Annotated in this window: 6 protein-coding genes; all 6 read left to right on the forward strand. The window is 51.6% G+C overall.

The window, feature by feature from the left end:
* Nucleotides 1–12 precede the first annotated feature (12 nt).
* The 6 genes from E1H14_RS11595 to E1H14_RS11620 are packed head-to-tail and all read left to right on the forward strand — an operon-like array spanning nt 13 to nt 6,291.
* The gene (locus E1H14_RS11595; RefSeq protein ID WP_149391638.1) at nt 13–1,359 is read left to right on the forward strand and encodes an aromatic ring-hydroxylating oxygenase subunit alpha; all 1,347 of its coding nucleotides are present in this window, start codon (nt 13–15) and stop codon (nt 1,357–1,359) included.
* Nucleotides 1,359–1,898, forward strand: coding sequence for a 3-phenylpropionate/cinnamic acid dioxygenase subunit beta (locus E1H14_RS11600; protein ID WP_149391639.1), 540 nt, complete (start codon nt 1,359–1,361; stop codon nt 1,896–1,898). Before E1H14_RS11595 ends, E1H14_RS11600 begins: the two co-directional genes overlap by 1 nt.
* 7 nt (nt 1,899–1,905) lie before the next feature.
* Entirely contained in the window at nt 1,906–2,688 is a 783-nt protein-coding gene (gene hcaB, locus E1H14_RS11605) for a 3-(cis-5,6-dihydroxycyclohexa-1,3-dien-1-yl)propanoate dehydrogenase (RefSeq protein ID WP_149391640.1), read from the forward strand.
* A 13-nt stretch (nt 2,689–2,701) separates the two neighbouring features.
* The gene (locus E1H14_RS11610; RefSeq protein ID WP_149391641.1) at nt 2,702–3,649 is read left to right on the forward strand and encodes an NAD(P)H-dependent flavin oxidoreductase; all 948 of its coding nucleotides are present in this window, start codon (nt 2,702–2,704) and stop codon (nt 3,647–3,649) included.
* Nucleotides 3,639–4,418, forward strand: a complete 780-nt coding sequence (locus tag E1H14_RS11615; protein ID WP_149391642.1) for a 2-keto-4-pentenoate hydratase — start codon at nt 3,639–3,641, stop codon at nt 4,416–4,418. Before E1H14_RS11610 ends, E1H14_RS11615 begins: the two co-directional genes overlap by 11 nt.
* A 31-nt stretch (nt 4,419–4,449) precedes the next feature.
* Nucleotides 4,450–6,291, forward strand: coding sequence for a feruloyl-CoA synthase (locus E1H14_RS11620; protein WP_149391643.1), 1,842 nt, complete (start codon nt 4,450–4,452; stop codon nt 6,289–6,291).
* Nucleotides 6,292–6,428: the final 137 nt, after the last annotated feature.

Consider the following 6,428-nt stretch of genomic DNA (forward strand, 5'->3'; position numbering starts at 1 on the left):
GGAGTTCAAGCGATGAGCAATATTATTAAAACGCTAGATGTCACCGATGCGCTGCCTAATTTAAAAAAGGTGTGCAATCTGGATGAAGGCCGTATCTCAGGCGAGATTTTTTACAGCCAAGAGATCTATGAGCAGGAACTGGAGAAGGTGTTTGCCCGCTGCTGGCTGTTTGTTGCACATGAATCCCAGTTGGTGAAAACCGGTGATTACATCACCACCACAATGGGTGAAGATGAAGTCATCGTGGTGCGTCAGAAGAATGGTTCGATCAAGGTTTTCCTGAATGCCTGTCCACACCGTGGCAACAAAGTCTGCTTCTCAGAGTCCGGCTCAACGCGTGGTTTTATCTGTAACTACCACGGCTGGTCGTTTGATACGGCGGGTAATCTGGTGGGTCAGCATGAATCCGGTATTTATGAAGCCAGCGAGTTTGATAAGTCGAAATGGGGTCTAAAAGAAGTAGCTCAAGTTGACAGCTACAAAGGCCTGGTGTTTGCGACCTTTGATCCAGAAGCGCCGAGTTTAAAAGAATATCTCGGTCCTATGACCTGGTATCTGGATGCGCTCTTTGATAACCAGGAAGGCGGCACGGAATTTGTTGGAGGCTGCATTCGCTCGACGTATGAGTGTAACTGGAAGATCGCGGCTGAGAATTTTGTCGGTGATATTCTGCATGCCGGTTGGACACACGACTCTGCAGCACGTGCGATGCTGGGTGGAGCGGTGGCTAAGGTCAGCGACTTCCCAGAATCCTATTCTGTGAACTGGAATGGTCACGGTTATGAGTTCGCTTTAGACACAGTCGGTAACGTTGCGGTGTTGGGTGAAAGCAAACTCAACCGTTACGTGCACACTATCAAGCCTTCGGTGGCTGAGCGTTTGGGTGAGTTCCGTTCCAATATGATCGCGTCTGTCTCCTCTGCGACCATCTTCCCGAACTTCTCTTTCTTGCCGGGCCAGAACACCGTGCGTGTTTGGCAGCCGCGTGGACCGAACAAAATTGAACTCTTCACCTGGGTTGTCGTGAATAAGTCGGCGCCTGAGGAGATCAAAGAGATGTGGCGCAAGGGCGCGATGATGACCTTCTCACCCACCGGCGTGTTTGAAATGGACGACGGTGAGAACTGGGAATACTGCACTAAAACCGCGAAAGGCAAGGTGACGGCTAAGCAGGATCTGTTTGTCGGTTTGGGTATGGATACGCTGCTGGAAGAGACACCCTTACCGGGCAATGTCTACGAAGGTCAGCTGAACGAAGCCAACTCACGTGCTTTTTATCAGTATTGGTTTGATCTTTTGAATGCGAAATCCTGGACAGAAGTGCCGAATCGCAACAAAGGTAAGGCGGAGGCTGAATAATGTTTACGAAAACTCCTGATCTGCCCATCGCTTCCATGGAAGAGCTGTTTGAACTGAGCGCTTTTCTGCACAAAGAAGCGCGTCTCTTAGATGAAGAGCGCTTCGAAGAGTGGCTGGAAATGTTACATGAAGAAATTCACTACTGGATGCCGGGTATTGAAAACCGTCGTCGTGAAAATCCGCTGAAAGAGGGTTTTTACGATAAGGATCATATGGCCTATTTTGATGACCGTATGCGTGATCTGCAGCGTCGTGTGGCGCGTTTCCGTCAGCCTTCTGCTTGGGCGGAAAATCCAGCGACACGTAACGTGCATATCATCAGTAATGTAGAAGCCTTTATCGCCCCTGAAGCCGATACCTATATGGTGTGCTCGACCTTCACCAGTATCCGTAGCCGCGGCCTGGATGAGGAATATGTGATTTACGGTCGCCGTTATGATCGCATTCAGCGCACAGAAGGTGGCTTGAAGCTGCTGAAGCGTTTGATTCTGATTCCGAATGCAACGCTGAGTTGCAAAAACATCAACACCTTCCTGTGAGTCAATTATGAAGACACTCGAAAACAAAGTCGTCTTCATCTCGGGTGGCGCGGATGGTATAGGCCGCGCCGTCGTCGAGCGCTTTCTTGCGGAAGGGGCTTGTGTCACCGTTTTGGATCTCAATCAGGAAAAGCTGGAAGCCTTGCAGGCGCAGTATCCTGAAACGGTGCGGACTCTGTGTGGAGATGTCACCTCCTATGCCGATAATGCACAGGCGGTGGCCCTGACGCTGGACGCCTTCGGGCGTCTGGACTCTTTCGTCGGGAACGCGGCCGTGTTTGATTATTTTGCGCCCCTGAGTCGCTTAAAGCCGGAAAATCTGGCGGAGAGCTTTGATAAGCTTTTTCATGTCAATGTATTGGGTTATCTAAATGGAGTGAAAGCTTCTTTAGAAGCGCTCAAGGCCAGTCAGGGTAATATCATTCTGACCGTCTCCAACTCGGGTTTTTATCCCGGTGGAGGCGGGGTGCTCTATGTCACCTCCAAGCATGCGGTGGTCGGTCTGATTAAACAGTTGGCTTATGAGCTAGCACCTGAGATCCGTGTCAATGGCGTCTCCCCAGGCGCGACGGATACCGAGATGAAATCGGTGGAAGGGGTGTCGAGTAAGGCTCAGCCTCTGAATCATATTCAGGGCTTTCATGAAAAAGCCGCCGATGCGGTGCCGCTAAAACGTATTGCCAAAGCCTCAGATCATGCTGCGCTTTATGTGCTGCTGGCATCTAATGAGCAGTCTCCGATGACGACAGGATGTGTCATTCATAGTGATGGCGGCTGGGTCGCTCGCTAACAGGAATTAATGAATGAACATGATTAAAACAACAAAGTTGCCGCTGATCGTTGCACCGATGTTTCTGGTGTCCTCACCTGAGTTGGTGATTGCCAGTTCTGAACAGGGTGTGATCGGGAGTTTACCTGCCCCGAATGCTCGCACACCGGAAATTCTCGATCAATGGTTAGCCCAGATCAGTGAACGCTTGAATCCACGCCAGTTGCCTTGGTTATTGAACATGATTGTTCATTCCACCTACGACCGTTTTGCCGCTGAGATTGAGTTGGTGCGTAAGTATCAACCCTCAGTCGTATCCACGGCCTTGGGTTCACCCACGCGGGTGATGGAGGTGGTGAAAGGCTACGGCGGGGAGGTGATTGCGGACGTGATCACGCCAGCCATGGCGAAAAAAGCGGTGGCTGCCGGTGTGGATGGGCTGATTCTGGTCGTGCATGGCGCCGGTGGCCATACAGGTTTGTATAACCCCTTGGCTTTTATTCAAGAAGTGCGTGAGTTCTGGGAAGGGCCTTTAGGCGTGGCCGGTTGTGTCTCTCATGGGCGCGATATTCTGGCCATGCAGGTGGCGGGTGCGGACTTTGTTGTTTCAGGTACACGTTTTATCGCCGCCTCAGAAAGCTTTGCCAGTGCGGACTACAAACAGATGCTGGTCGACTCGCATATTGAAGATATTGTGGAGTCAAAAGCGGTGAGTGGGGTCGCAGCGAACTGGATGCGTGCCAGTTTGGAGCGCGCACAGATCGATCCAAAGGCGGAATCTAAAGCTCAGATCGACTTCTCTGGCAACATCTCCAGTGCCAACAAGGCCTGGAAGGATGTCTGGTCAGCAGGTCAGGGGGCCGGCAGTATTCATCAGGTGCAGTCTGCCGCGGAAATTCTGGCTGGAATGCAGCGTGAATATCGTCATGCCCTGGCGCAGTTCAATCAATTTTCAACCGAGTATTTGAAACATGACGGATAGTCTTTACCGCCAGTTGGCGGATGAAATTCTGCAGGCACGCGCTCAGGTGCGTGCGGTTGAGCCTTTTTCGACACGTTATCCGCAGCTCAATATGGCCGATGCTTATGCCATTCAGTCGCGTGTGAATCAACAACGTTTTGCTCAAGGGCAGCGTTTGGTCGGTTATAAAATTGGTTTGACTTCAGAAGCTGTCCAGCAGCAGCTAGGTGTCAATGAGCCTGATTTTGGTGTGCTCTTTGCGGGTATGGAGCTGCGCAGCTCGCAGTCTGTCCCGACAGCCGATCTGATTGCACCGAAAGCGGAAGGTGAAATTGCTTTTGTATTCAAAAAAGATCTGACCCAGGCCGATCTGACCTTTAGTGAGTTGCTGTCTGCGATCGATTATTTCCAGCCGGTGATAGAGATCGTGGATTCAGTGGTGCGCGATTGGAAAATCACCATTGTCGACACAGTGGCGGATAACGCGTCCTCAGCACTCTATATGCTGGGCGAAAAGTTCTTTGATCCTCGTGGTGTCGATTTTGCCGATTTAGCACTGACGATTCGTGGGCCGGCCGGAGAGGTGAGTGGTCGCGGTGCGGCCTGTTTGGGCAATCCGTTGAATGCGACCTGGTGGCTGGCGCGCAAAATGGCGGAACTGGGTACCCCTATCCAGGCCGGTCAGCTGGTGCTTTCCGGTGCGATGGCGCCGATGGTCAATATCACAGCCGGTGCTGAGATAGAGTTTGATTTCGCCGGTCTAGATCGTCTGAAGTTGATCGCGGATTAAATTATAAGAAAACGATAATAAAGGTTTATTTATGGGTGCTCACATCTACGCTCAAATGCCTACCCCCTCAGCGCTCAAGCGTGATCTGGGGGAGGGTTCGTTTATTCTTGAATCCGGTAATGAACTCAAGCCTTATGACCGCTGTGTAGGGGATTGGCTGGAAAAATGGGCAGCTGAACGCCCAGATCAGCTCTACATTGCTGAACGCAATGGTGAAGCTTGGCGCTCACTGACCTACAAGGCCTTCCGTGATGAAGTTCGCGCTATTGCTCAGGGGTTGATCGACTTAAAGCTACCGGAAGGCCAACCCTTGATGATCATCTCGGGTAACTCGATTGATCATGCCTTGATGAAAATGGCTGCGATGCATATCGGTATCCCGGTGACGTCGGTTTCAGTGGCCTACTCACTTCTGTCTAAATCCCATGATCGTCTTTTGGGGATTGTTAAGCGCTTACGTCCTGCTGTGGTGTTTGCTGAGGATGCCAAGCAGTTCAAGGGGGCATTAGAAGCCTGTGCGGCCGTGCCGGTACATATCGTCTCACGCGAGCAGGACCAGTTCCCCGCCGCTTTAAGTTTGCGTCAGTTGTCGCAAACCCAGCCTAGTGCTGAAGTGGACAAGCGTTTCGCACAGATCACGCCGGATACGCATGCTAAATATATGCTGACTTCGGGTTCTACTGGCCACCCCAAGGTGGTTGTGAATACTCAGCGTATGATGTGCTCCAACCAGCAGATGATTGCTCAGTGCTACACCTTTGTCGAAACGGAACCTGTGCGTGTGCTGGATTGGTTGCCTTGGAGCCATACGTTTGGTACCAACCACAACTTCAATCTGGTACTGCGTAACGGCGGCTCTTTTTACATCGACAATGGCAAGCCGGTGCCCAGCTTAATTGAAGCGACGGTGCGTAATTTGCGCGAAGTGCGCCCCAATCTCTATTTCAACGTGCCTAAGGGCTATGAGGCTCTGTTGGAATATCTGCGCCAGGATCCACAGTTGTGCGATGAGTTTTTCTCTAGCCTGACGCTGCTCTTTTACGCCGGTGCGTCTTTATCTCAGCCAGTTTGGGATGAGTTGCGTAGTCTCTGTGCTCAAGGTGGTCATGATGTGTTCTTTACCACGGAGTGGGGGGCGACAGAAACAGCTCCCGCCATCACCAACGTGCATTGGCATTTAGATAAGCCTGGCAATATCGGGATTCCCATGCCGGGGGTGTCGATGCGTTTTGTGCCGAATGGATCCAAGCTTGAACTGCGCATCAAAGGCCCGAATGTCTTTACCGAATATCTGGATGATCCAGAGATCACCGCACAAGCTTTTGATGATATGGGCTTCTACTGTATTGGCGATGCCGGACGTTTGAGTGATCCAAATAATCCTTCTGCGGGCATTATTTTTGATGGCCGTGTCTCTGAGGATTTCAAACTTAGTACAGGAACCTGGGTGTGTGTGGCCTCTGTCCGTGCAGCGGTACATAAACATTTTGGTCCACTTCTGGCCGATGTGGTCGTCACCGGCCATGACCAAGACTATATCGGACTTTTAGGCTTCCCGGGCGAAGGTTTAAGAGCGCTCGCGGGTGATACGCGTGGCGGTTTTAGCGGCACAGAGCTGCTGGCGCAAACGGCTGTACGTGATGCGTTGTTGCAGGCTTTGCAAGCGATGGCGAAAGAGGCTAAAGGCTCCTCGCAGCGCGCGTGTGTGCTGACTCTGCTGGATGCACCGGCCTCTTTAGATCTGGGTGAAGTGACGGATAAGGGCAACCTGAATCAGCGCAAACTGCTGGAAACACGCAAAACATATGTAGAACGTCTTTATGCTGAGCAGGGTGATGACACCGTGATCAGCCTTTTGTCAAAAAATGGGTGAGTCATGAGTAAAAAATTAAAAGCGGTGATTATCGGTCCGGGCAATATCGGCACCGATCTGCTGATGAAGATGCAGCGCTCCGAATGGGTGGAGCCGGTGTGGATGGTGGGGATCGACCCGGAATCCGAAGGCCTGAA

Source organism: Nitrincola tapanii, from assembly GCF_008368715.1.
In the GTDB taxonomy this organism is placed as follows: Bacteria; Pseudomonadota; Gammaproteobacteria; order Pseudomonadales; family Balneatricaceae; genus Nitrincola; species Nitrincola tapanii.